Raw genomic sequence first — 2,051 nt, forward strand, 5'->3', positions numbered from 1 at the left:
CCGACACCCAGCGCAAACCCCGCGCGATGAAAACCCATGTCGCGATGGTCATTCCGGCGAAAGTCGATGTCTTCGACGAGCCCGACATCATTGCCGCGGAGCCGCCACCAGCCGTCGCCCCCAGGAAACGCTCGCTGCTCGGCAGCATCTTCTTCGGCGCCTTCGGCGTGCTGGTTTCGCTGGCGGTCGGCCTGTGGACCGACCAGCTCATACGCGACCTCTTTGCGCGCGCTGAGTGGCTGGGCTGGCTGGCCGCCGGCATGGCCGCCATCGCCGTGCTGGCGCTTGTGGTGATCCTGATTCGCGAATTCCTGGCGATCGCCCGCCTCGCCGAGGTCGAAAAGCTGCAGAAGCGGGCGCTCGATGCGATCGCCCGCGACGATCCCAAGGCGGCACGATCGGTCGTCGACGAATTGTCGGCCTTTGTCTCGGCCAAACCCGAGACCGCGGCCGGCCGGCGCGAGCTGGCCGAATTGCGCGGCGAAATCATCGACGGCGGCAATCTCGTGCGCCTGGCGGAGGCTGAAATTCTCGGACCACTCGATGCCAGAGCGAAAGTGATGATTCTCGAAGCTGCCAAACGCGTCTCGCTGGTGACGGCGGTCAGTCCACGCGCACTGGTCGATGTTGCCTATGTCGTGTTCGAGGCCGGGCGGCTCATTCGGCGCCTGTCGGAACTCTATGGCGGACGGCCGGGAACGCTGGGTTTCTTCCGCCTGGCGCGCAGCGTTCTGGCGCATCTGGCGGTAACCGGTTCGATCGCGGTCGGCGACAGTGTCGTCCAGCAGATCGTTGGCCACGGCCTGGCCGCGCGCCTTTCGGCCAAGCTTGGCGAGGGCGTCGTCAACGGCATGATGACGGCGCGCATCGGCATCGCCGCGATGGAGACGGCTCGACCCCTGCCCTTCAGCGCCGCCAAACGTCCCGGATTGGGCGACTTCCTCTCGGCGCTGACATCGTTCGCAACCAGGAAAGACGGTGCAACGACCCCCTCCGGCAAGTGAGCCGGGCTGGAGTGTCCGGGCATTCGGAATCGTTACCGGACTGCTCTGCGGCGGCCCCGCGGTGACGAAGCATTAACCAATCTTGTTCATGGTCAGACCGGTTCCAAACAGCATCTTTGTTGCCGGGTGTCGTCGATGAAAAGCGTAATTCTATCCAGCGTCCTGTCCCTGGCAACGGTGATTACGACAGTCGTCGGCATTGCCGGAGTGGCCTCTGCGGCGGAGCCGGACAAGCAGTTCTTCCAGTCTGCCGAAGGCAAGTGGATCGGTCCCGGCGAAATCGTCGCCGGCAAGTACAAGGGCACCAAGTTCAACTGCAGCTTCACCGGCTCGACGCCCGACGGCAAGGTCGGCATGTCGCTCGACGGCGGCTGCCGGGTCGGTATGTTCACCCAGCCAATGTCGGCCAAGATCGAGCGCAAGGGCCGCGAGGGCTACAAGGGCAGCTTCATGGGTGGCGCGACCGGTTCCGGCCTCGACATCATCGGCGGCAACGTCGTCGATCCCCGCAAGGTGGTCTTCACCATCAACCGCAACCAGCTGCGCGGCGTCATGCAGGCTCGCATCCCTGACGACAATTCGATGACGGTGACTATCGCCGTGCGCGTCAACGACCAATTGGTGCCGGTGATCGGCATGAGCCTGAAGCGGGTCGACGCGGTCGAAGTCGGTTCCATCGCGCCGAACTGAAATCGCGCCGAACTGAAAAATCCGAAGAAAAAGGCGGCGACCCAACGGTCACCGCCCTCTCACTTGAGCCCATCGAATCAGGCGCTTAGGCCTTGATCTCAAATCAGGGTGTCAGCCCTTGATCGCGGCCGTCACTTCGTCATAGGCCTTGCAGGCGTCGGCCAACGTCGTGGTGCCCTGATACTTGGTTGTCACCGCCTGGACCTTGGCGGTCAGATCAGCCGCCTTGGCCGGGTCCTTGGTGATCGCCTCCTGAAGTGCTGCAGCCATGTCCTGCGCCTTCTTGGTTGCGATCTCCGCCGTGCACTCAGGCGCCTTCGAGCAAGCCGAACCGGCAAGCACCGCCAGGCCGACGGC

3 protein-coding genes are annotated in these 2,051 nt (G+C 64.1%); 2 read left to right on the forward strand and 1 reads right to left on the reverse strand.

Translation table 11 applies throughout. The features are described 5' to 3' along the window. On the forward strand, window positions 1–1,004 hold a 1,004-nt coding region (locus tag ENZ74_RS30360; RefSeq protein WP_127313237.1), incomplete at its 5' end, for a YcjF family protein. Between the two features lie 135 nt (window positions 1,005–1,139). Further along, window positions 1,140–1,694: a hypothetical protein gene (locus ENZ74_RS30365; RefSeq protein WP_024503535.1), complete on the forward strand. Its 555-nt coding sequence runs from the start codon at window positions 1,140–1,142 to the stop codon at window positions 1,692–1,694. A 111-nt stretch (window positions 1,695–1,805) separates the two neighbouring features. Here the strand turns inward: ENZ74_RS30365 and ENZ74_RS30370 are convergent, their stop codons facing one another. Beyond that, window positions 1,806–2,042 (reverse strand): hypothetical protein, encoded by a 237-nt coding sequence (locus ENZ74_RS30370; RefSeq protein WP_245471042.1) that lies wholly within the window; start codon window positions 2,040–2,042, stop codon window positions 1,806–1,808. Between the last annotated feature and the right edge of the window lie 9 nt (window positions 2,043–2,051).

The sequence above is a fragment of the Mesorhizobium sp. M7A.F.Ca.CA.002.15.2.1 genome (genome assembly GCF_003998715.1).
Classification (GTDB): domain Bacteria; phylum Pseudomonadota; class Alphaproteobacteria; order Rhizobiales; family Rhizobiaceae; genus Mesorhizobium; species Mesorhizobium ciceri.